This window comes from Flavobacterium sp. TS_SC_5, from assembly GCF_056156265.1.
The window spans coordinates 3,292,254-3,316,283 of record NZ_CM149588.1 but is presented as its reverse complement, the minus strand read 5'-3'; the positions used below and the strand labels follow the sequence as shown (position 1 = coordinate 3,316,283).

Here is a 24,030-nt window from a genome sequence, read left to right as displayed (position 1 = left end):
GAAACCCCTCTCGCTTAAATAACGAGACGGGTTTTTTATTGACCAATAATATTTAGATACCGTTCTAAACTTTCTTTTTCTATCTGTGCAATGAACAACAAAAAATCGTCTTTATTATTTTTAGTTTGTGCTGTTTCCAGAGATTGATAATAGCGCATTCTATTTTCGTAATCTCCTTTGATATTTGCAATAATGTATCCGTGTTGTAGCAAAACTAGGTTCATTACCAAACGTGAAGTTCTGCCGTTACCATCAATAAATGGATGGATAGTTACCAAACGTTCGTGCATTTCAGCAGCTAAAACTATCGGGTGAAGACTTGATTTATTGGTTTCGTACCAAATAAAAAAATCTTCCATTTCTTTAGCGACCAAAAAGGGTTGCGGAGGCATTTGACTGCTCCCTTGAATCATTACTTGAACTTTTCTATAGCGGCCGGCATCTTCAGGTTGAATTCCTCTCAAAATAAGATTGTGTATAGACAGTACTTCGCTTTCATTTAGGGAACTATTTCTTTGCATTAAATCTTTGATGTAAGCAATTGCCTCTTGATGATTAATGACTTCCAGATGTTCCCGCATACTTTTTCCGGAAATCGTTAAACCTTCATTGATAACCAAATCAGTTTCACGTAAAGTCATTGTATTGCCTTCAATACGGTTACTTTCAAAAGTATATTCCAGTTCTAGAGCCTGAGCAATGCGGTAACTATCAAACTGACGAAAACTATCCAGTTTTGTTTTTAAAATATCTATTTCATCTAAAATTTTTTGAAGTGTAGTAGATAGTTTTTTCTTGGAAGGTTTGCTATGATATCTTAATTCTTGCTCCGCAACTAATAATGCTTTTAAAGCAAATTCATCCTGACCAATTTCATAAAGAATTTTTTCTTTAAGCCATGCGACCATAATCGTTTCTAAATCTATTTCTAGGAGAGATGCTAATTTTATAACTTGGTCTCTAGTGGGTTTTCTGGTTCCGCTTTCAAATTTGCTTATTAAGGCTTGATCAATTCCTAAAAGTTGAGCCACTTCTCTGGTTTTGAGTCCTTTTTGTTCTCTTGCGTTTTTGAGTAGTGTTTTCATTTTTAAAAGTGTTTTTATTTGTCTTGACAAATTTAGTCATTTTTTTAAAATAAAAATATTTTTTCCTAATTTCTTTTAATTTAAAATGATTTTTTGATTCGGTCTAAATCGCGTTTTGTATCTTGTTCTTTAAGAGATTCGCGCTTATCATAGGTTTTTTTACCTTTACAAAGGCCTATTTGGAGTTTAGCCAATCCTTTTTCATTGGTAAACAATTTCAAAGGAACTATTGTCAATCCTTTCGCTTGAACGCTTCTTGCTAAGCTTTTTAGCTCTCTTTTATTTAAAAGTAATTTACGTTCGCTTCTGGCTTTGTGGTTGAATTGATTGCCAAAAGTATATTCTTCGATATACGTATTTATAGCAAAAAGTTCATTATTACTGAATTCGCAAAAGCTCTCAGTGATATTTGCTTTTCCTAATCGAATGGATTTGATTTCGGTTCCAGCTAAAACAATTCCAGCATTAAATGTTTCGATTATTTCATAATCAAATTTGGCTCTCTTATTGAAGATATTTATTGTTTTTAGCATAGTTTGCAAAGGTATAATAAAATTGAAAATTTATGCAATAATAGGTCCTAAAATAAGTATAAATAATTTTCAAACTATGATTTATATCAGTTAATAATGAAAGCCTCAAGCTTAAATTTGTTCAACAATTTAAACCAAAGTTAAAATGAAAAAAATTATCTTAGCCTTTATGGCAGTGTCCTTTTTGACATTAAATGCGCAAACCAAAGAGCAAAGTAACACACAAGATTTCAAAAAATGGCAGGCTCGTATCAGAGGTATTGCTGTTGTTCCTTATGAAAGTGCAAAAATTGGCATTATTGGTGGTGATATATCTCTTTCAAATACATTTGTTCCAGAATTAGATTTTACATATTTTTTTACAAAGCATTTCGCAGCCGAATTAATTTTGGCTACTACCAAGCACGACGTTAATACCGTAGGCTCTGATATATCAGCAATCGGAGGACCAACTAATGTCAATATAGATTTGGGAAATGTTTGGTTGTTGCCTCCAACCTTGACTATGCAATATCATTTTACACCTTTCGAAGAAAAAGTGTTCAAACCTTATGTTGGTGCTGGTGTCAATTATACTATTTTTTACAATGTAGAGGATGGAAATACAGTAAAAAATGTTAGCTATAAAAATAATGTCGGTTATGCTTTCCAAGTTGGTTTTGATTTAATGTTAAACGACACGTTTTTTATCAATGTTGATGCTAAAAAATTATTTCTGAAAACCGATGTAACTGTAGATGCTTCAAACTTAGCAGCAGGACTAAGTATGCCTGCGGATGTTACAATAAATCCATTAATTTTAGGAATGGGATTCGGAATGAAATTTTAAAATAGTTATCAAATCTGCATTAAAGCAAAAAGTCACTACCATTGGATAGTGACTTTTTTATGGTTTTTTAGTACCATAAGCTTTCATTCTAATTTCAACAATTGGTATGAAATCGTATTGTTAACGATAGTAACTATGCAAAGATTCCCAAAATTTTCATCCTCAATATCAGAAAATAAGTTCTGATTGATAATATCATTGACAAATTTTGGTGTGGTATTACTATGTCCCACAATTAAAACTTTTTTTCCTAATGTTTCTTTCTTAAAAGAGTCAATGTTTATTGTTTTGGGATTATACAATTTAATCTCAATTTTCTTTGTTGTCGCGGTTGGACTTGCAGTTTGAATGGTTCTTTTATAATCTGTTGAATAGATTTCATCAAAATCAACTTTTGAAAATATAGTGTTCCAAAGTTCCGCTCTTTTCAAACCCTTTTCTGATAAATCTGGATTTTGGGAACTATCCACTTTTTCAGCATGACGAATGAAATAATAAGTAGTTATATTTTGTTGTCCAAAGCTGATGTTTAAAAATAAAAGCGCAAGTATTAATAGAATTTTTTTCATTTGAATGAATTTAAAAAATTAGTATTTATCGATTTTATATATTTGCCAAATGGAAAATTTAAAATCGAAAGATCCGCTTCACGGAATCACACTTCAAAAAATCGTTGAACAATTAGTGGCTCATTACGGATTTGATACTTTAGGAGAACTGATTAAAGTAAAGTGTTTTACAGATAATCCCAGTGTAAAATCCAGTTTGACTTTCTTACGAAAAACGGATTGGGCAAGAAAGCAAGTGGAAGATTTATATTTAAAATCAGCGTCTAAATTAGTTAAGTAAGTCTAATTTAACTTGTAAGAAACCATAACTCCGCCTCTGTAAGGTAACCATTCACCACTTTTGTTATAGTCTTTAGCTCCTTCATAACGTTCTCCAGTACTAATTAAAAAGCCTTTGTAAAAACCTTGATGCCAGCCTCCACCTAAAAAACAATCTAGCATAAATTTTTCATTGATTTTTATTTGATACCCAATGGTTGAACCTATAAAATAACCGACTCCTTTTTCATATTTATCACTGTTTAAGTAGTTCCATTTTTGAAAATTATATGCACTAGCACCTAAATGTGCACCCGCATAAAATCCATTGTGTTTTTCTTTAAAATGATATCTGTATTCAGAGGTAAAAGTATAAAATTCTCTAGGTTTGCCATTTATTGATTTCCAAAAAGAACTCAAAACATCAAATTGTAAGGTAGATTTTTCTCCAATACTGGTTTCAATACCAACATTTGGAATGGTAAATAATGTAGTAAAAACATTCGCTTTTATATAAGTTTGGCTATGTAATAAAAAGGAGAGTAATAGGAAAAAAACAATAAATAATTTTTTCATAAAAGGAGGTGTGTACTTTATTTTTGGTAAAAACGGATTAAAACAGTCACAAATATAGCTGTTATTGTTTGATTCCCTTTTAAATTTATAGTCAATATTGTCAGTTTAAACGTATTTAACAAGATAAAGGAAGATAGAAATAAAGACTAGTTGTTTAAAATAGAATATATCACGCTATCTAAAAATCGCCCTTCAAAAAATTCATAATCTTTAAAATGCGCTTCTTTGACAAATCCATTTTTTTCTAAAACTTTTGCAGAAGCATAGTTTTCAGGGTCAATTACTGCTTCTAACGAATGTAAGTTCATCACCTGAAATCCATATTTTACAACTTCTCTCACCGCTTCGGAAACAATTCCTTTTCCATGATATTCAGGTAATAACATATAACCTAGTTCGGCGCGATAATGTTCTGCTTTTATTCTGTAATGGCCAATTATTCCAATAAGTTTTGGGTTATCTTTCAACGTAATTGCCCAATTAATGCCTTCATTACTTTCTATTTTAGAGTCAATCATTGCAATATGTTCCAGAGCATCTTCTTCCGTTTTCAATAAAGGTCTGGGAATATATTTCATGGTTTCCGGATTGGATCGCAAAGCCAAAATCTCCTTTATATCATTAGAATTAACTCTTCTTAAAAGTAAACGTTCAGTTTCTAAATTCGGAAATGGACTAAAGTTTAAAGTTACCATCGTTTAGGAATTAAAGGATTTCAATTCTAAATTTGGACTGGAAAGTTGCATCTGGTTCTAAAATTTGAATGCCTTCTTTTTCGAATAGATTTCCGGAAATTTCATTGGTATCCGAATAACCAAACCAAGGCTCAATGCAAATAAAAGGCGCATTCATTTTAGTCCAAATTCCTAAACTAGGAAAATCTTCAAAATGGACTCTTAGGATTGGATTTTCATTTTCTAAAATAGTCAACGAATTGGATTGTAGTGTTTTAAAAATCAATGCGTCGTTCTCAAACAATTCATAAGTCAGAGGAATTTGTTTATTTGTAACCTCTAATTTATTTGTTTTATTAGAAATTAAATCATTCTCCAAAAGATAGTATTCTAAAGGTTCCTCTTTTTCGAAAGTAATAGCGTAATTTTCAAATAGATTGGGCAAAGCAAAAGCGGGATGTGCTCCAATAGAAAATGGCATCGTAGATTTTCCTTTGTTAAATACCTTGTATTCAATCGATAAATTGTTTTCCATTAACTTATAAATCAGATGCAATTCAAATTCAAAAGGATAGAATTTTAAAGTTTCTTCAGAAGATTTTATGGAGAAAGTAGCACTGTTTTCTGTCGAATCAATTAAATTAAATTCCATGTCTCTGGCAAAACCATGTCGAGATAAATGATATTCATTTCCGTTATAATGAAAGGAGTTATTTTTTAAAGTACCTACAATTGGAAACAAAATAGGAGAGTGCTTTCCCCAAAATTCTGGATTTCCATTCCAAATGTATTCTTTATTCTGTTTCGATTTTAACGAAATTAATTCAGCACCAAAATGTTTTATTTCAGCCGTTAGAATTGAATTTTTTATTACAGTTGTCAAAATGATTCGTCTTTTAATTTAAAACTTGGTTTTCTATTGTAAATGTATTTTTTAATTTCAAATCTATTTCAATTTTAGCTGCATATTATTTATTTGTAATGGAATCAATTCTGCTACCATAGCTCAAAATTCTCTTTTTTTTCATTAATTTGTGATATAAATCATAACAAAATGAAAAATATTCGTTTCGGAGTCATATTACATCTGACTTTATTATTGGGATTTACGTCCGTTTGGGCGCAACAAAACCCAGCAAATGCACCTGCTAATGCAGTTTCAAAGTACGATTACCATGATGCTTTTGCTCCGTTTTTTTACTCAAAAAATGGAACAAGTACCCGTTCTGCAAGTGGACAACCAGGAGCGGAGTATTGGCAAAACAGTGCTGATTATAAATTGACGGCCAAACTGGATGAAAAAAACAACGAGATTTCAGGGACAGGAATCATCACTTATACGAATAACAGTCCGGATAAAATGGCATTTGTTTGGATGAACTTAGACCAGAATTTATTCAAAGCGGATTCTCGTGGAAATGCAATTGTTCCCTTGACAGGAAGCCGAAATGGGGCTCAAGGCCAAGTTTTTGATGGCGGTCATAAAATTAAATCGGTGAAAGTGATTACTACTGTAAAAGGAGTCGCTACTGAAACTATTGCTAAGTATGTAATCACGGATACGAGAATGCAGGTTTTTCTTCCGCAAGGATTGAATGCTAAAGGCGGTTCTGTTAAAATCAAAATCGACTTTTCTTTTATAGCTCCTTTTGAAGGTTCGGACAGAATGGGAGTTTTAGAAACTAAAAATGGTAAAATTTTCACGATAGCGCAATGGTATCCGCGTATGTGTGTGTATGACGATGTACGTGGTTGGAATACAAATCCGTATTTGGGAGCTTCTGAATTTTACTTGGAATATGGTGAATTTGATGTGAGTATTACAGCCCCATCAAATCATATTGTGGTTGCTTCTGGTGAGTTATTGAATCCTACAGCGGTGTATACTTCTGTAGAGCAAAGTAGATTAGCACAAGCAAAGCAAAGTGATAAAACTGTTTTTATTCGTACTGCTGCAGAAGTTGAAAGTTCATCAAAAATTGTTGCGACAACTACAAAAACTTGGAACTATAAAATCAAAAATTCCCGTGATTTTTCTTGGTCATCTTCAGCAGCATTTATTTTAGACGCAGCAAAAATCAATTTGCCAAGCGGAAAGAAATCATTGGCTGTTTCAGTTTATCCTATGGAAAGTGCAGGAGATGCAGCTTGGGGACGTTCAACAGAATATACAAAAGCTTCTATTGAGCATTATTCAAAAAAATGGTTAGAATATCCGTATCCAGCGGCTACAAATGTTGCAGGAAATGAAGGTGGAATGGAATATCCTGGAATTGTTTTTTGTAGCTGGGAGTCAAAAGGTGCTGATTTATGGGGCGTTACAGACCACGAATTTGGACATATCTGGTTTCCGATGATTGTTGGGTCAAACGAAAGAATGTTTGCTTGGATGGATGAAGGTTTTAATACTTTTATCAATTCATTGAGCTCATTTGAATTTAATAATGGCGAATACAAAGATATGCCGGTTGATATGCATCAAAGAGCTGAAGTGTATACAAGTCCAACTCTTGAAACTATAATGAGTTCTCCCGATAACATGAAAGAAACCAATATTGGTCTTTTGGCGTATTCAAAACCAAGTTCTGGATTAATTATTTTACGTGAACAAGTTCTCGGACCGGAACGTTTTGATTTGGCTTTGAAAACGTATATCGAGCGTTGGGCATACAAACATCCACAACCGGACGATTTCTTTAGAACAATAGAAAATGTTGCTGGTGAAGATTTGAGTTGGTTTTGGAGAGGTTGGTTCCAATACAATTGGCGTTTAGACCAAGGAATCAATTCGATAAAATACGTGAAAAACGACCCGAAACAAGGAGTTGTAATTGCGATTGAAAATTTTGAAAAAATGGCAATGCCAGTAAGTGTAGACATAAAAACGAAAAGTGGAAAAATAACGCGTGTTAAATTACCGGTTGAAGTTTGGCAAAGAAACAAAGCGTGGTCTTTCAAACACAATTCAACAGAGGAAATTGAAAGCATTACATTAGATCCTGATCATGTTTTACCAGACAGTAATACAGCAAATAACAGTTGGACCGCAGATAAAGGTTTGATTGAAAAAGATGTAATTCTGGATGGTTATTTAGGTGTTTTTTCAACAAAAATGGCGCCATTAAAAATTACTTTTTCAGAGAAAAATGGTGCGCTAAATGTTTTGATAACAAATTATCCAAGTTTTACAGTGGAACCAACAGGAAAAAACAGTTTCGAGTCGAAACAAGCGGGCCTTAAATTCCAATTTAACGACAATCTAAACGGATTTGACATGACAGTTCCTGAAGGACAACAAATACCGTTTACGAGAGATAAATAGTATTTAGTCATATATTTAAAAGAAAAAGACTTGTAGATTTAAATCTGCAAGTCTTTTTTTATGGAATCAATTTTTTTTCTAAATCTATTCTGGAATTTGCTGACTTAAGCAATGTAATGTTCCAAAACCCCAAATAAAATCAGTAGCGCTAATCCCGATGATTTCTCTATCCGGAAAACATTCTGCAAGGATGTTTAACGCTTTTCTGTCATTACTGTCATTAAAAGTTGGAACTAAAACACAATTGTTCAGAATCAAAAAATTCGCATAACTCGCTGGCAATCGCAAGCCATCAAATTCCAAACGTTTTGGCATTGGTAAAACCACAATTACAGGTGATTTTCCATTTTCAAGTTTGGCGTTTTGCAAACGTTTTAAGTTGTCTTGCAACGGTTTGTAGTTATTATCCGTTGGGTCTGTTTCTACAATAGTTACAATTGTATCTTCATTTACAAAGCGGCATAAATCGTCAATATGACCGTGTGTATCGTCTCCTTCAATTCCGTCGCCTAGCCAAATCACATTCGTAATTCCTAGGTACTCCTTGAAAACGGCTTCATAATCAGCTTTAGTAAAATTTGGATTCCGAACCTGAATATCCGGATGCATCAAACATTCTTCCGATGTTAGTAAAGTCCCGCGTCCGTTAGTATCAATTGCTCCACCTTCTACAATTACCGGTTTTCCTTTGTATTGGACTTGCGTAACAGGAATATTCAGAAATTCACCCACTTTTGCAGGAACAAATTTGTCTAATTGAATGTTTTTATATTTAGCCCAACCATTAAAATTAAAGTTCAAAGCCTCTCTTTCGGTTCTGTTTTTAACTATAATCGGACCCGAATCACGCATCCAACTTCTATTGGTTTTATGAATGATATAGGAAATATTCGTTAACTTTACATGAGCTGTTTCCAGCATTGTATTGACTTTTTCTTTTTGGTTTTCATCGGCAACCACTAAAAAAACAGTTTCGAAAGTGGCAACTTTTTTAATGAACTCTACAAAAGCCCATTGAACCGCTTCATATTTTCCTGGCCAGTCTTTTCCATTGTGCGGAAAGCACAGTAAAATCCCTTGTTGTTTTTCCCATTCGGCAGGAAATATTCTATTATTTGTAGTCATAATTAGTCGATTGCTCTTTTTGTAATATCACCAAAAGCGTCTATTCTTCGGTCTCTGAAAAATGGCCAGTTCTGACGCACATTTTCCTGTAAGTCTAAATCTACTTCTGCAATTAGGATTTCCTCTTTGTCGTGTGAGGCTTGCGCCAAAATTTCGCCTTGTGGTCCCGCAATAAATGAAGATCCCCAAAACTGAATTCCAGCCGTATCAGGTAAGTATTGCTCTAAACCGATTCTGTTTGCTGCAGCAACATAAACGCCATTTGCAACCGCATGTCCCTTCATAACACTCATCCAAGCGCCATGTTGGTTTACACCATATTCGTCTTTTTCTGCTGGGTGCCATCCAATTGCTGTTGGGTAAAATAACACTTCAGCACCTTGTAAAGCTGTCAAACGAGCCGCTTCAGGATACCATTGATCCCAACAAATTAAGGTTCCTACTTTTCCTTTTTTGGTTGGAATTGTTTTGAAACCCAAATCACCAGGCGTGAAATAGAATTTTTCATAAAAATGTGGATCGTCCGGAATGTGCATTTTACGATACAATCCTGCCTCTGAACCGTCTGTGTCAATGATGTAGGCGCTATTGTGGTAAATTCCAGCCATTCTTTTTTCGAAGAAAGGAACAATAATCACCACGCCTAACTCTTTTGCCAAAGCGCTAAAAGCAATAAACGAAGTACTGTATAATGGTTCAGCCAAAGCAAAATTATCGACATCTTCGCTTTGACAAAAATAATGACTGCTGTATAGTTCAGGCAACGAAATCACTTCGGCACCAAGGTTGGCGGCATCACGAACCCAACTGATACATTTCTTCAAGTTGTTTTCGGCAATATCATTAAGATTCAATTGAATGACCGCTATTTTATATTTCTTGTTTGGCATGACTTAAATTTTAGACTGCAAAAATAGTAATTTCCAAAGAGATTTATAAATCGTGATGAATAAATAATATTTAAAATGTGATAGATTTATGATACATAATAAAAAATCTTCGTTTTATAAGAAAATTTGTTCGTTGTAATTTTATTATTCTTTTTTAGAGATATAAAATTCACATAAAACTAACATCTTATTGATTTATGAAAGTGCTTTTTTATTGCTCAAAATCAACCTTATTCATTTTAAAATATTCTAATGGAGATACGCCTGCAATTTCTTTAAAGCTTGTGAAAAAAGGGTTGTAGGAGGTAAATCCAACCTTTTTTGATAATGAATCTAGAGTGTTATTTTTTAGGTAGTTTTGTTCAATTTGATTAATGGCGTCATGGATTCGAATCACTTTTTTATATTCAGAAAATGAGATTCTTGAGTGGTATTTAAATAAATACGAAAGATGACTTTTTGGAATTTTTAGACTATTTGCTAAGTCTGAGATTGTAAGTTTTGAATTTCTAAATAATTCATATTTCAGTGAAATGGACTCAATTTCCTTGATATAATCAATAATATTTGAATCTATTTTTTCTTTAAGAACCAAATGCTGTTCGTTATTCAATTCAATATTAGTACTCTTCTTCCAAATATCATTCAAGACTAAAGTATTATTCTTATTCTCATTAATCTTCTGGTGCAGCACATTATAACCATAAAGAATTTCTGGAGAACGTAGTATTTTAAATAAAATGGTTAACCAAATCAGCGCCGATATCCATTGATAACTGTGTCCTTTAATGCTTTCACCAAAATAAATTTCCGTTGAAATTGATATGAAGAGCCTGAATATGGTAAGTATTAGTCCAATAAATAAAAAAAGTGTCCAGTTATTTATTAATTTATTTTGTTGCTGAATCACTTTTATGTCTCCTTTTCTAATCCAAATGGTAGTCCTTAACATTTGAAAACATAAAATAATATACGTTATAGCAAAAATAAAAAAGAGTCCATATAATATTATTTCTATTTGTTTTGAATCAAAATCTAAATGCTCTCGATAAATCATAGCTAAAAATAGTGCTACAGGAAATATAAAATGTAAGAGGTCCTTTGAATTTAGTTTCCCGTAATTTTCAGATAAGTTCTTAAAGTACAGATAGCAAATAGGGATTACTACCAGTGAGAAGTTTGAATATTTGAAATAAGTTATTCTGAAATTGGAATCAAAAATGAAATTTGTCAAACCGGATAAGAAAAAACGCAAAGAAATAATAAGTATAAATAGAATGATGTATAAGTTCATTATTCTATTGGATTTATAATTAGTAAAAATTAAAAATGTAGTTATTAATCCAATTAATCCAGTGATAATGAAAAGTAAATTTGAAAGCATTTTTGTTAATTTTTTCTGGATTTAAAATTACATTTTTTTTTTAGTGTTGAATTACTAAGTTACTATAAATTGAAAAATAACTCACAGATAATTTTGAATGCTTTTTTTTAAGTTTAGAACTCGTATTTAATACTTCGAATAACAATTATTTCGCCATTTCTGCTCTTGATATCATAGTTTTAGAGTTACTAAAAACTGAAAAGTTCTTACTAATCAACTGTATTATCGTTTAAATGCATTTTTTATCGATGAAATACATTTATTTTAGATTAATATTGTTAAAAATAAATTTTATGAGGTACTTACTTATACTTTTTACTGTGACTTTTCAAGGTCAAGTTATGCACCATCAAATGCTTTCTTCCCAGGGGCAGTCAACAAGAATGCCAGATGGTTTGATGATTAAACAAACTATTGGGCAGCAAAGCGTCACTGGCAATTCAATTGGTAATGCTATCGTCATACAGGGGTTTCAGCAAAGTCTTTGGAGTAATTACATTGTTTCCAATGATAAAATTGAAATTACGACATTAACCTATCCCAATCCTTTTACTGAAACGGTCAATTTTCAATTCTCGGAGCCGGTTATTGATCTTATTACTATTACTGTTTTTGATATTTTGGGACGTTTGATATTTGAACAAAAAAAAGCATCAGTCAACAATATTGTAACTATTAATTTGGCACAGTTGTCAAGATCAGAATATCTCGTACGATTAAATGCCCCTAAATTCACTTCTTACACTAAAATTATTAAAAAATGATGAAAAACTACCTACTGTTTGTAATGTTAATTGCGTCCTGTCAATTATTTTCCCAAGAAATTTATTTAAATATGGGAAAGAATTTTACAAAGTATAATTATAAAAATGGCTTTGGGCAAGCAGATCCTGACCTTCAAAGCGGAACTGGTAATTTTTATGAAATTGGGTTTAATAAACCGTTACCAAATAAGCATATGCTTTATTCTTATGGACTTTCTTTGAATGAATATAATGCCTTAGGCGGCAATGTTGCGAATTCCTATAGTTGGGAAACTAAATATCTGGGTCTTAAAGCAGGATTGGGATTTTCTTTTTTTCCTATGAATGATCTTCATAAACTAAATTTTTTAGTGCAAGCTGGTATTTTGGGCGAAACCATAATTTACGGAAAACAAAAAATGGATGGCGCGTTTTATGATTTAGTACACCAAAAAGAATTTTCGGGAGTAGTAGTGGAACCATCGATGGGTTTTCAAGTCAAGTATCGCGTTCCTTCCTTCGGGTCTTTAAGTGTTGGTTATAATTTAGGTCAAACTTATAATGTTTCCAATTCGACCACTGAAAAAACATCATTTATGACCCATCAGTTACAATTGGGTGTTCATTTTCCAATCAATTAAAATTTAATTATGAAAAAAATAATTCTACTTATTTTCCTTTTTATTGGTGCCAAAAATTTTGCGCAAAGTAATGGGATAACTTATCAGGCCGTAATTTTGAATCCAAAAGGAGAACAAATACCTGGAGTAAATAATCCAAATGCTTTTTTAGTCAGTAAAGACATTTGTATGTTGTTTAAATTTGTTGACGAATTTTCTAATGTAGAATATCAGGAAGTGATTCAAACAAAAACAGATGAATTTGGAATGGTCAATTTGATCATTGGATCGGGATTGCAAACAGCTGGGTATGCATCTTCTTTTGATGAAATCGTATGGAATGCTGTCAGCAAAAAATTGATAGTGGCTGTTAATACTAATGGAAGTTGCAGCTCATTTACTGAAATAAGTAATCAGCCCTTTAACTCAGTTCCTACCGCCTTTTTTGCTAAAAATGCCGAAAGTGTTACCGGAGTGGTCCCTATAGAAAATGGAGGTACAAATGCCGTTACAGTTCTTGGTGCTAAAACTAATTTGGGACTTGAAAATGTAGATAACACTACTGATTTGAATAAACCAATGAGCACTGCTTCAAAATTGGCATTGAATTTAAAAGAAGATACGATAAATAAAAGTACTAATATGACTACAGATGGAAATTCAGATATTAAATATCCAACTGTAAAATCTGTTAAAAACTTTGTTGATTCAAGTGTTTCTTTCAATTTATCAGGTTTGAACAATGAGATTTCAAGAGCAACTTTAGCGGAAAATGCTATTGCAAACAATTTGGTTTCTGAAACGGAAAGAGCAACTTTAGCGGAAACGACCATTGCAACAGCTATCACTTCCGAAACAAACCGTGCTACTTTAACAGAAGCTACTTTATTAACCAACTTGACTACTGAAGTAAATCGTGCAACTTTAGCAGAAAGTACTTTAACAGCGAATTTAACTGCTGAAGTAAACCGCGCCACAACAGCCGAAGCAACTAAAGAAGATGCTGAAAATAAAAGTACCGATGGAACATTTACTTCGAATTCAGATGTGAAATTCCCAACAGAAAAAGCGACTAAAATGTATGTTGACGCGAGCGCTTTATCCAATTCTTTGGCTTTGAACAATGAGATTTCAAGAGCAACTTTAGCGGAAGCCACAAACGTAAGTGCTATCACTGCTGAAACAAACCGTGCAACTTTAACAGGAGCTACTTTAGCAACGAACTTATCTGATGAAACAAATCGTGCAACTTTGGCAGAAACTACTTTATCAACGAACTTGACTACAGAAGTTTTACGCGCCACAACCGCCGAAGCAACTAAAGAAGATGCTGAAAATAAAAGTACCGATGGAAGTTTTATTTCAAATTCAGATGTGAAATTCCCTACCGAGAAAGCAATTAAGACTTATGTGGACGCGAGTGCTTTATCCAATTCTTTGGCCTTGAACAATGAGATTTCGAGAGCAACTACTGCCGAAAATACAGTCGTAGCGAATTTGGCTACAGAAACAAACCGTGCAACTTTAACAGAAGCTACTTTAGCAACGAACTTAACTGATGAAACAAACCGTGCAACTTTGGCGGAAGCTACTTTATCAACGAACTTGACTACAGAAGTATTACGCGCCACAACCGTTGAAGCAACTAAAGAAGATGCTGGAAATAAAAGTACCGATGGAAGTTTTATTTCAAATTCAGATTTGAAATTCCCCACCGAGAAAGCTACTAAAACGTATGTAGATGTAAATATTGCAACTTCAAATTCCATAACGCAAACATTATTAGATTCAAAAGCACCTTTGGAATCGCCAATATTCACGGGAACACCTTTCGCTCCAACTCCTGCAGCTGGAACTGCTACAACACAAATCGCTACAACGAATTTTGTTACAAGTGCTATTGCTGATTTTAGTACAAATACAAGTGCAAATTTTGTTGATTTAACAACGAATCAAACCATTGCAGGAACTAAAATTTTTACTTCAGATGCAACTATTAATGGAGTTACGGTAGGAAGAGGAAAATTTAACGAAAATTCAAATGCTGTTATTGGTAATCGTGCAGATATGAGTTTTGACGGTATTACAAATTCGGTTGCCATTGGAGCAAATGCCATAGTAACGGCTTCTAATACTATTCAATTAGGTTCTGACGGAAGTGGTTCTCACACTGCTGTAACCAATGTAAATACAAGTGCGGTAATTACGGCTTCTGGATACAAAATAGCAAGTGGTACCGCTTTACAGTATTTGATGGCGAATGGAAGTGTTTCAACAGGAGCAGCTGTAGTAATTGAAATTGCAGATGAATTTAATTTAACTGAATCTGTAGTGACTTTTTCTTTATCTCAAACTCCATCACCTAATAGTAAAGTGAAAATGTATGTGAACGGGGTTAGAATTAGTAATTCATCCTATTCTTCAGCTGGAACAATATTAACATATGATCCAGCAAATAATGGTAACTATGCATTATCTGTAGGAGATAGAATTCAATTTGATTACTCATTTTAATAAATTTTTTACATAAACTAAAAGCATGATGATAAAAAAAATATTAATTTTTTTAGGGTTATTTCTTAATGGTTATCTAACTTGTGCACAGGGTCCCTGCGTTGTAGGAAATATTTATGCAAATAGCACTTCAATTTGTAAAGGAAATAGCTCCTCATTTTCACTGTCAATTCCTAATGGTACAATTCAATGGCAACAATCTAATGATGGAGTAAATTGGACAAATGTTACCAGCGGCAATAGTTCCACAAGTGCTACATCAGGTAGTACGGCTACTGTAAGTTTTTCTTATACAAGAACCCAGCAAAATTACACAATACCAAGTGGTGTAACAACTATAGTAGCTGCTGGTATAGGCGCAGCTGGAGGTCATGGATCTTCTGACTTTAATGGAAGAGGGGGTTTAGGTGGACGATTAGTTTCAAGCCTTACAGTTACACCAGGTGAAATATTAAGTATTTTTGTTGGCCAAATTGGAGGCAATACAGTAGTTGCCCCTGGAACTGGGAAACAAGCAGATAACCTATGGGTAACGGGTGATGCCAAAGGCGGATTTAATGGCGGTGGAAATTCAAATACTGGCGGTGCTGGCGGTGGTGGTGGTGCTACTGATATTAGGCGTGGCGGTAATACTTTAGCTGATAGAGTTTTTGTAGTTGGCAGCGGCGGTGGCGGTGGCAATCAAAGAAGGATAGGTGAATCAGGCGGAAATGGCGGAAATGGAGGAGGAGCGACAGGAGCAAATGGTGTCGCAGGCAGCGGCGGCGGCGGCGGCGGAAATGGAGGGACTAACTCAACTGGAGGGAACGGAGGCGCTGGAGCGACCAATGGAACCTTAGGACAAGGTGGAGACGGTGCAACTGTTAGCAGGAATGGCGGCGGTGGTGGCGCTGGATATTATGGCGGCGGCGGCGGCGGTTTTGTAAATGATAAAGCTGGCGGCGGCGGCGGCGGCGGTTCTTCTTTTAGTTCAGGTTCTATAACAACTAATACACAGGGGTATAGCACTGCAACTGGAAATGGTTCATTAACTATAAGTTATAGTGCACCAGCACAAACAACTTCTATTTATAGTACTCCAAATTTGTTTTCTAATATATACTATAGAGCAGAAGTTTCAGATATTTCTTGTAGCACAGCTTATACTACGCCAGTATACATTTCAGTAATTGATGCTCCTTCTTTAACCTCTTCGGCAGGAACAGATTCACAAACAGCTGCTATCAACAATCCAATTTCAAATATTACCTATTCAGCTACTAATGGTATTAGTATTAGTAATGATGGTGTGGCAGGTGCAAATGGATTACCTCTTGGGGTTTCAGCTTCATTTGTCTCAAATGCGATTACAATATTAGGAACTCCAACAAGCAGTGGTGTATACAATTACTCAATACCATTAACTAGTAATTGTGGAATAACTAATGTTTCAGGTACAATTACTGTTGCTAATTTATCTGCTACACTTAATAATTTCAATGATGTTACAAAAATTTATTTTGATGGTTCATTTACAATTACCCCTCCTAATACCGATAGTACCGGAGCTTTTTCTTACGTAAGTAGTGATACCAATGTTGCCACAATTAGTGGTACAACAGTTACGATAGTTGCTGCGGGTGTATCAAAAATAACAGCCACTCAGGATGCAGATGCTACTCATTTATCCACTACGATAAGCGCTGATTTAAATGTAAAAGCCGTTACAGTAGTAACCAAAAATGGTGAAATAACAAATATAAAACCTAATTATGTTAATAAAAATGGGGCTATTGGTACCAGTAGTGGAGTAGGTGTAAATGGAGAAATAAAATTAACAAAAACATCCAGTATCACTCTTTTTACACAAGTAACTATACCATTTGAGGAATATTTTGACTTGGAAGCAGGTTCTCTTTGTGGTGGATCTTGTTTTGATATTGTAACTTCAAATTACGATCTTGTATTTGCGGCAGGAGGGGGAACAATACGTGCAAGAATGTGGTGGAATAATCAATATACAGATATGGCAATGGTCTATGATAAGTCTTTTGATAATCTTTCATCAGCAGATATAGCTAATTATTATTATTGTGATTATATTGGTGATCCAAATTTGAGTTGTATTAATGTTGACACACCTCCAACAGATTTTGTTGGAATATACCATACAAATAGTGGAAATTATTATGCCGTTCAATATCTAAGCGAAGATACTAGTGGAGTGACTTTTAAATATAAAAGACTTAATTAATATAAGAGACTTTTAAACTAAAAAAGGTTCAACTTTGCAGTTGAACCTTTTTGGTATTACAGAAGAAGAGTTTTATTACACTTTTCCTAATGTATATAATTGCTCCATTGTAGGAGTTAAACTTCCACCTGCAGGTTCTAATGTAATTCCAAAAGCTTCTGCTTCATTAGCATTATTTACTGCAAATAATTTTTGTTCATTTACATCAAAGTTTTCCAGTAAACCAATACTGGTAGGAGTAAGCGGGCTTAATTTTAATGCCCAAACCTGATACACCATTCCTTCAGGTGGTTCTGGTAAACCGGCAGCATCAATATAAACAACCTTGGTGTCTTGATTCCAATATACTTTTGCAAAAGATTCTGGAGCAACCGCTTGTCCTCCTAATGCTACAACAGTATTTTTAGTGTCTCTTACAACTGCCAAACTGGTTTCATTAGCCGTATTTTTCAATTTTAAGACATTAAACTCTTTTTCTAATTTGGCTTTTTCAATTTCAGTATTCGCAACCTGAGTTGACGTCTGATTCAGCTCATTATATTGGTAACCAATACCAACCAATAATAGGATAGCTGCTGCCCATCCAATGTATTGAGATCTATTTTTAGTAGGCTCTAATTGAATGACTTCGGCATGTTTCAGTTCTAGTTTCTCTTTGATTTTTTCGAAATTTGCTACAGAATGAAATGGTGAAAAGCTAGATGATAGTGCAACAATCGCTTTTTCAATAGCTATAATTTCAGCATTTATTTCCGGGCTACTTTTTGCCATGGCTGCAACTTCTTCGTTTTCAGTTTCACTTAATAAACCGTAAACATATAGCTCCAGAATTCCTGATTCAATATATTCTTTTGTTTCCATTATACTTTCAAATAATTTCTAAGATCATTAATACAGTTTCGATTGTGAGTTTTAACGGTTCCTAAAGGAATCTCCAGTTCGTCCGAAGCTTCCTGCTGGGTGTAGCCTTTAAAAAACAGTAAATCTATTATTTGAATACACTTTGGTTTCAGTCTTTTTACAAATTCCTGTAAACCTATCGTATCCACTTTGTCTGATAGTTTAGAACTGTCTTCAAAGTGATTTACGAAATTATCAGTAGAAAGGTTTTTTTGACTGTTATTAAAATTTTTAGAACGCAACTTATCAATAGAAGTGTTTCTGGCAATATTCAGGATCCAAGTGTAGAATCTTCCTTTGCTCTCATGGTAAGAATCAATATTCCTCCAAATTTTTACAAATACTTCCTGAAGCACATCTTCTGCTTCTTCTCTGTTTTTTACCAGAACATTAATGACTGAAAATAAACTTTTGGAATACATATCATATAGATGTGTAAATGCCTTTTCGTCCTTCTTATAAATTAATAATAATAATTCTTCTTGACTCATATTTTACTATTTAACGAATACAAACTTATACAATCTTAATTAAAAATAACATAATATATAGTTACCAACATCAAAATAAAAACAGTTTCACTTTTTTTAAGTATTTAAAAAGTTTAAAATCAAATAGTTAAATATTATTTTAATTTTTTTTTAGGATTTTTAAAACCAAATCGGAAACAATCCCGTAAATGCATTTATAACCTTTTAATTAAAAATAAAATGAAAAAAACAAAAATGATTTTAGGTCTATCGCTGGTGGCGGTCTCAGGCTTAATTTTAGTAGCTGCGGATCACATTGATGCACCGGCTACAATGTCAGGAGACGCAGGAGATATTACGGATGTTTATGCTTTTCAAGGGCAAAACACAAGTAATTTAGTATTTGCAGTAAACACTCAAGGATTGTTAAGTCCTAATGCTACTGGTGCTGCCACATTCAAAGATAATGTGATGGTAGAAATCAACATTGATAACAATGGTGACAATGTTGAAGATTTAGTGATTCAGGCAATTAAGAAAGATGATAAGATGTATTTCTTTGGACCTGTAGCTCCAGGAACAACTGGAACTTCAAGTACCGTTAAAACTGCATCAGCTTCAGGAAGTGTTACTATCTCTAAATATGGAACAGCAGCTTTAACTGCTGAACAAAATGGAATGAAATTTTTTGCAGGACCAAGAGATGATCCTTTCTTTTTTGACTTAGGTCAGTTTAAGGCAATTCTTGGCGGAACTGCTACAGGATTTAACAATCCGGGTACAGACACATTTGCAGGTACCAATGTAATGTCTATAGTTGTTGAGGTTCCAAAATCAATGTTGGGTTCATCAAGTACTGTTGGTGTTTGGGCTGAAACTAAGAAAAAACAATAATTAATTTTATTTAAAAAAAGCAAAAACATGGAATCGAAGATTTTCGATTTCGAAAAACTTAAAATTTAAACATCATGAGTAAAACAAATAAATTCAAAATTATAACAATCGCACTAGTAGCTGCAGTTGTTTCAGTAAATTGTGACAATGACGATTCAAATAATGATCCAGTGGCTAGCTTGGATTTTTCTGGAACTTTCGTTCAGCAAGACCAAATGGCAAGACCGGCAATTAATACGGTATTCGTTGCTTCAGGACAACCTAAAGATGACTTCAATGCTGCAATTCCATCGGCAATGGGAGCAAAATACCAACCTATTTTTCAATCCAGATTATTGGCTTTGAATCCTGCATATACAACAAACGCTTTAGGACAAACGGCAGCGCAGCTTACAGGTCTTTTAGCTACAGATGTATTAGGAGTTTCTAAAACAGCACCCACAACTTTCTTTGACGGAACAAATGTTTTGACAGGAAGAACTTTGGCAGATGACGTTATAGATGTTGAATTATTATTGATTTTTGGTGGACCAACTGGTGCTACTAATCCACAATTGACTAAAGATAATGTGAATGCAAATGACAAAGCATTTGGAACAACTTTCCCTTACCTAGCTTCTGCTTGGTAGTATTTCTATAAAAAACAGAGCGTTTACAGCAATACTATTCGCTCTGTTTTTTTTTAATAAAACAAACAAACAAACAAACAAACAAACAAACAAACAAACAAACAAAATAATTAGAGTATGAAAACTTTAAAAATAACTTTCCTTTTTGTTTTCACAACGCTACTTTTATTAGGTTGTGAAAGTAAATCAGAAGAAATCACCAGCAAAGAAGACTATTCTAAATACTTGAGTTTAAAAGACAATAAATCGTTGTCTTTTGCTCACAAAGAAATTGATTTTTGGCAAAAAAAATATGATGCTGCTCCAAATCAAATTAGTTATTTAAGTCAACTTGCAGCTAATTACAGTACACTTTTTGAATATACCGGTGATATCAAAAACTTATATAAATCAGAAGATTTATTGACTCAGTCAAATGAAGCATACAATTATTCAAGGGTTTCAACTGTTCGATCATTGTCAAGAAATTATATTTCACAACATAGGTTTAAGGAAGCACTTGAACTTGCCAATAAAGCATTAGCAATTGGCGAGGGTAAAAAAGAAACTCAAAAATTATTGTTTGATGTTCAAATGGAATTGGGAAATTATCCCGAAGCGGTTAAAAATCTGAATGCAATCAGAGACATGAATAGTTTTGATTATTTGATTCGCTTGGCAAAATGGAACGATCATAAAGGCGATTTGAATACTGCCATAACATTCATGGAAAAGGCAAGAGATATTGCTGAAAAAGAGGATAATAAAGGACTTAAAATTTGGTCGTATTCCAATTTAGGTGATTTTTATGGACATGCTGGAAGAATTCAGGAATCGTATGACAGTTACCTAAAAACGTTAGAATTAGATCCTAATTATTCCTACGCTTTAAAAGGTATTGCGTGGATTGTTTTTTCTAAAGAAAGAAATGTAAACGAGGCCAATAGAATTATTGATGCTATTGCAGCTTCACACAACACACCTGATTTTTATTTACTGAAATCTCAAATTGCTCAATTTGAAGGCAATAAAAGTGAGGAAATGAAAAATAGAAATGCCTATTTTTCTATGATGGAGAAAAATAATTATGGTGCTATGTATAATAAATACAACGCTTTGATTTATGCTGATGACAAACAAACCGCTCAAAAAGCATTAGAAATTGCTAAAATTGAAGTAGAGCACAGACCCACGGCTGATTCGTATGATTTGTTGGCTTGGGCGTATTTAAATGTAGGAGAAAATAAAAAAGCATTAGAAATTGCTCAAAATCATGTGGTTGGAAAATCCTTTGAACCAAAGGTACAATACCACTTGGCAATGATTTACAAATCAAATAATTTAGCGCTCAAAACGAAACCTATTAAGGAAGAATTACTATCCAGTTTGTATGAATTGGGACCTAATTTCGAGAAAAAGGTAAATCAATTATAGCGTATGAAATGAGCATAACCTGAAATTGGTCTCAAACACCAAATACGGTATGCGAATTCCATATTCCAATAAAAAGCAAATATTATCTTCGTATGAAAAATATTATTTTAGTGTTGATTATCCTTTTTGGAATGTCAACTTATGCCCAAATCCAAAAAGGAAAAGTGTTGGACAGCGATGGAAATCCAGTTGAAAACGCTTATTTGGTGAATACAAATTCTGAAAGCCATGCTCATACTAATGAATTTGGATTGTTCAGTTTAGATAAAACGGTTTTAGGAGATATTATCAAAATAACCGCTTTAGGATATAAAAAGTCAAATTACACGATTGTTTCTTCGGATGATATAATCATTCTTGAAGATGATATATTTAGATTAAATGAGATAGTAATTCAACCAAAACTTTCAGCTATGAATGTCATTTCGAAAATAGATTTAGAAACCACGCCGGTGAATTCTTCACAGGAAATTCTTCGAAAAGTACCTGGATTATTCATCGGGCAACATGCAGGTGGTGGAAAGGCTGAGCAAATATTTTTGAGAGGTTTTGATATTGATCACGGAACAGATATAGCAATTTCTGTCGACGGAATGCCAGTAAATATGGTGTCTCACGCACATGGTCAGGGCTATGCTGATTTGCATTTTGTTATACCTGAAACCGTAGAAAAAATAGATTTTGGAAAAGGGACGTATTATGCCAACAAAGGGGATTTTGCAACGGCAGGATACGTTACCTTCCAAACTAAAGATAAAATTGAAAAAAGCAGCATTGGTGTCGAAGTGGGACAATTCAATACCCTTAGAACGGTAGGATTGTTTAATCTTTTGGGCAACCAAAAAACACAAAGTGCTTACATTGCCACAGAATATATCCTGACGGATGGTCCGTTTGATTCTCCCCAAAATTTTAACAGAATTAATTTGCTAGGGAAATATTCCGCTATTTTAAGTGACAATAGCAAGTTTTCAATCTTGGCTTCTCGCTTTTCCAGCAAATGGGATGCATCGGGACAAATTCCGCAACGTTTGGTTGATAATGGAACGATTTCAAGATTTGGAGCTGTTGATGATACCGAAGGGGGAAATACATCACGAACTAATTTTAATGCGAGTTTGAGTAAACCAATTGATGAAAATACGTTCTTTAAAGCCAATGCTTTTTATTCAAATTATCAATTTGAATTATATTCTAATTTTACTTTCTTTTTAGATGATCCAATAAATGGAGACCAAATTAAACAGAAAGAAAACCGCGATATCTATGGAATGAATGCGGAGTTGAATAAGAAGACGAAAATAAATGATACGGATGTTTTTTTGCAATTTGGAGCCGGTTTTCGTGCCGATGCGACAACTGATACAGAGCTTTCCCATACTTTGAATAGAAGAACAGTTCTTGAGAATATAAAGTTAGGTGATATTGATGAGTCTAGTTTGTTTTCCTATTTGAATTCAGAATTCAATTTTGGGAAATTGATGATAAATCCTGCCATTAGATTGGATTATTTCAAATTTAATTATCAGGATAAACTGACGGAGAATTACAAAACACAATCGGAATCCAAAGTTAAATTTTCTCCAAAACTGAATTTCATTTATTCGCAAAATAACAATTTACAGTTTTTTGTAAAATCAGGAATGGGTTTCCATTCGAATGATGCCCGAGTGGTCGTACAAAACAGTGGAAAACAAATTTTACCAACGGCTATAGGAACCGATGTTGGTACCATTTGGAAGCCATTTCCTAAGTTGATTGTGAATTCAGCATTATGGTATTTGTTTTTAGAACAGGAGTTTGTTTACGTGGGAGATGCCGGAATCATTGAACCAAGCGGAAGATCAAAACGTATGGGAGCTGAATTAGGATTGCGTTATCAGTTAAACGATTGGTTGTATTTTGATGCAGACGCAAATTATACGTATGCCAGAAGTATTGATGAGCCAAAAGGTCAGGATTACATTCCGTTAGCACCAGATTTTACCACCACTGGAGGATTAAGTTTTCAAAAGTTGAATGGTTTTTCAGGAGGAATCCGCTATCGTTATTTAAAAAATCGCCCGGCAAATGAAGATAATTCCATTGTTGCGAAAGGCTATTTTATTTCCGATTTAAATGTTAATTATCAATATAAGAAAATCAATTTCGGAATTGCAGTAGAGAATATCTTTGATACTGCATGGAACGAAACACAATTTGCCACTGAATCCAGGCTTCTAAATGAACCGGAAAGTGTTGAAGAAATTCATTTTACTCCAGGGACGCCTTTCTTCATGAAAGGAAAAATTACCTATACTTTTTAAATACCACATTAAGATTTGTTGTTTATTTGTTTGGAAGCCTGGCATTTTCATAGTGTCAGGTTT

General features: G+C 33.7%; 22 protein-coding genes. 11 read left to right on the top strand and 11 right to left on the bottom strand.

All coding sequences use genetic code 11. From position 1 onward, the window contains the following. Positions 1-35: 35 nt before the first annotated feature. Entirely contained in the window at positions 36-1,085 is a 1,050-nt protein-coding gene (locus tag AC0J6S_RS14265) for a Fic family protein (protein ID WP_474954418.1), read from the bottom strand. Positions 1,086-1,165: 80 nt separating this feature from the next. Then, positions 1,166-1,618 carry an SsrA-binding protein SmpB gene (gene smpB, locus AC0J6S_RS14260; RefSeq protein WP_474954417.1) on the bottom strand — a complete coding sequence of 151 codons (453 nt, stop codon included), beginning with the start codon at positions 1,616-1,618 and terminating at the stop codon, positions 1,166-1,168. 145 nt (positions 1,619-1,763) lie between these two features. On the opposite strand from smpB, the gene AC0J6S_RS14255 reads away from it, so the two are divergent. After that, entirely contained in the window at positions 1,764-2,447 is a 684-nt protein-coding gene (locus AC0J6S_RS14255) for an OmpW/AlkL family protein (protein WP_474954416.1), read from the top strand. 83 nt (positions 2,448-2,530) lie between these two features. Here the strand turns inward: AC0J6S_RS14255 and AC0J6S_RS14250 are convergent, their stop codons facing one another. Continuing rightward, positions 2,531-3,016, bottom strand: coding sequence for a SixA phosphatase family protein (locus AC0J6S_RS14250; protein ID WP_474954415.1), 486 nt, complete (start codon positions 3,014-3,016; stop codon positions 2,531-2,533). Positions 3,017-3,065: 49 nt separating this feature from the next. Between AC0J6S_RS14250 and AC0J6S_RS14245 the strand changes: the two genes are divergently transcribed. Then, positions 3,066-3,296, top strand: a complete 231-nt coding sequence (locus tag AC0J6S_RS14245; protein WP_474954414.1) for a VF530 family protein — start codon at positions 3,066-3,068, stop codon at positions 3,294-3,296. 2 nt (positions 3,297-3,298) lie between these two features. Here AC0J6S_RS14245 and AC0J6S_RS14240 read toward each other — a convergent pair whose 3' ends face one another. From AC0J6S_RS14240 to AC0J6S_RS14230, 3 genes are all read right to left on the bottom strand, one after another. Next, positions 3,299-3,850: a DUF3575 domain-containing protein gene (locus tag AC0J6S_RS14240; RefSeq protein WP_474954413.1), complete on the bottom strand. Its 552-nt coding sequence runs from the start codon at positions 3,848-3,850 to the stop codon at positions 3,299-3,301. A gap of 146 nt (positions 3,851-3,996) precedes the next feature. Then, positions 3,997-4,545, bottom strand: coding sequence for a GNAT family N-acetyltransferase (locus tag AC0J6S_RS14235; RefSeq protein WP_474954412.1), 549 nt, complete (start codon positions 4,543-4,545; stop codon positions 3,997-3,999). A 10-nt stretch (positions 4,546-4,555) separates the two neighbouring features. After that, positions 4,556-5,407, bottom strand: coding sequence for an aldose 1-epimerase family protein (locus AC0J6S_RS14230; RefSeq protein ID WP_474954411.1), 852 nt, complete (start codon positions 5,405-5,407; stop codon positions 4,556-4,558). A gap of 171 nt (positions 5,408-5,578) precedes the next feature. Here AC0J6S_RS14230 and AC0J6S_RS14225 point away from each other — a divergent pair, with 171 nt between their 5' ends. Continuing rightward, positions 5,579-7,846: a M1 family metallopeptidase gene (locus AC0J6S_RS14225; protein ID WP_474954410.1), complete on the top strand. Its 2,268-nt coding sequence runs from the start codon at positions 5,579-5,581 to the stop codon at positions 7,844-7,846. A gap of 84 nt (positions 7,847-7,930) precedes the next feature. Here AC0J6S_RS14225 and AC0J6S_RS14220 read toward each other — a convergent pair whose 3' ends face one another. From AC0J6S_RS14220 to AC0J6S_RS14210, 3 genes are all read right to left on the bottom strand, one after another. After that, positions 7,931-8,971 carry an agmatine deiminase family protein gene (locus tag AC0J6S_RS14220; protein ID WP_474954409.1) on the bottom strand — a complete coding sequence of 347 codons (1,041 nt, stop codon included), beginning with the start codon at positions 8,969-8,971 and terminating at the stop codon, positions 7,931-7,933. 2 nt (positions 8,972-8,973) lie between these two features. Continuing rightward, positions 8,974-9,861, bottom strand: a complete 888-nt coding sequence (locus tag AC0J6S_RS14215) for a carbon-nitrogen hydrolase (RefSeq protein WP_474954408.1) — start codon at positions 9,859-9,861, stop codon at positions 8,974-8,976. A 211-nt stretch (positions 9,862-10,072) separates the two neighbouring features. Next, positions 10,073-10,813 carry a helix-turn-helix domain-containing protein gene (locus AC0J6S_RS14210; protein WP_474954407.1) on the bottom strand — a complete coding sequence of 247 codons (741 nt, stop codon included), beginning with the start codon at positions 10,811-10,813 and terminating at the stop codon, positions 10,073-10,075. Positions 10,814-11,538: 725 nt separating this feature from the next. Here AC0J6S_RS14210 and AC0J6S_RS14205 point away from each other — a divergent pair. From AC0J6S_RS14205 to AC0J6S_RS14190, 4 genes are read left to right on the top strand one after another with little or no spacing between them, the layout of a single operon-like run. Beyond that, positions 11,539-12,009, top strand: a complete 471-nt coding sequence (locus AC0J6S_RS14205) for a T9SS type A sorting domain-containing protein (protein ID WP_474954406.1) — start codon at positions 11,539-11,541, stop codon at positions 12,007-12,009. Beyond that, positions 12,006-12,629 (top strand): hypothetical protein, encoded by a 624-nt coding sequence (locus tag AC0J6S_RS14200; protein WP_474954405.1) that lies wholly within the window; start codon positions 12,006-12,008, stop codon positions 12,627-12,629. Before AC0J6S_RS14205 ends, AC0J6S_RS14200 begins: the two co-directional genes overlap by 4 nt. Positions 12,630-12,638: 9 nt before the next feature. Then, positions 12,639-15,122 carry a hypothetical protein gene (locus AC0J6S_RS14195; RefSeq protein WP_474954404.1) on the top strand — a complete coding sequence of 828 codons (2,484 nt, stop codon included), beginning with the start codon at positions 12,639-12,641 and terminating at the stop codon, positions 15,120-15,122. A gap of 25 nt (positions 15,123-15,147) precedes the next feature. Continuing rightward, a complete protein-coding gene (locus AC0J6S_RS14190) occupies positions 15,148-17,355 on the top strand; it encodes a glycine-rich protein (protein WP_474954403.1) in 2,208 nt (735 codons plus the stop codon). Positions 17,356-17,430: 75 nt separating this feature from the next. Here the strand turns inward: AC0J6S_RS14190 and AC0J6S_RS14185 are convergent, their stop codons facing one another. Both AC0J6S_RS14185 and AC0J6S_RS14180 read right to left on the bottom strand, forming a co-directional pair. Then, a complete protein-coding gene (locus tag AC0J6S_RS14185; protein WP_474954402.1) occupies positions 17,431-18,216 on the bottom strand; it encodes an anti-sigma factor in 786 nt (261 codons plus the stop codon). After that, positions 18,216-18,746 (bottom strand): RNA polymerase sigma factor, encoded by a 531-nt coding sequence (locus tag AC0J6S_RS14180; RefSeq protein WP_474954401.1) that lies wholly within the window; start codon positions 18,744-18,746, stop codon positions 18,216-18,218. The genes AC0J6S_RS14185 and AC0J6S_RS14180 overlap by 1 nt, the downstream gene beginning before the upstream one ends. A gap of 219 nt (positions 18,747-18,965) precedes the next feature. Between AC0J6S_RS14180 and AC0J6S_RS14175 the strand changes: the two genes are divergently transcribed. The 4 genes from AC0J6S_RS14175 (at position 18,966) to AC0J6S_RS14160 (ending at position 23,967) form a co-directional block, all read left to right on the top strand. Further along, positions 18,966-19,619 (top strand): DUF4331 family protein, encoded by a 654-nt coding sequence (locus tag AC0J6S_RS14175; protein ID WP_474954400.1) that lies wholly within the window; start codon positions 18,966-18,968, stop codon positions 19,617-19,619. Between the two features lie 74 nt (positions 19,620-19,693). Further along, positions 19,694-20,248, top strand: coding sequence for a DUF4331 family protein (locus AC0J6S_RS14170; protein ID WP_474954399.1), 555 nt, complete (start codon positions 19,694-19,696; stop codon positions 20,246-20,248). Between the two features lie 117 nt (positions 20,249-20,365). Next, positions 20,366-21,661, top strand: a complete 1,296-nt coding sequence (locus tag AC0J6S_RS14165; protein WP_474954398.1) for a tetratricopeptide repeat protein — start codon at positions 20,366-20,368, stop codon at positions 21,659-21,661. A 92-nt stretch (positions 21,662-21,753) separates the two neighbouring features. Then, positions 21,754-23,967, top strand: a complete 2,214-nt coding sequence (locus tag AC0J6S_RS14160; protein WP_474954397.1) for a TonB-dependent receptor — start codon at positions 21,754-21,756, stop codon at positions 23,965-23,967. Positions 23,968-24,030: the final 63 nt, after the last annotated feature.